Raw genomic sequence first — 230 nt, forward strand, 5'->3', positions numbered from 1 at the left:
CTCTATTGACGGTGGGTATGCAGAATACTGTTTAGCTCATGGTGACTACATCATCAAAATACCGGAAGGTTTAGGTTTTGCTGAAGCTGCCCCCTTATTTTGTGCCGGCGTAACAACGTATAAAGCTTTAAAAGTATCTGGTGCTAAACCAGGCCAATGGGTTGCTATTGTCGGTGTGGGTGGTTTAGGGCACTTAGCAGTGCAATATGCAAAAGCAATGGGCTTTAATG

Annotated in this window: 1 pseudogene; it reads left to right on the forward strand. The window is 44.3% G+C overall.

Annotated elements, in window-relative coordinates:
* Positions 1 to 230, forward strand: a pseudogene (locus tag R0K30_RS23845) (zinc-dependent alcohol dehydrogenase); the annotation flags it as partial.

Source organism: Bacillus sp. SIMBA_154, from assembly GCF_046536015.1.
GTDB classification, from domain to species: domain Bacteria; phylum Bacillota; class Bacilli; order Bacillales; family Bacillaceae; genus Bacillus; species Bacillus pumilus_P.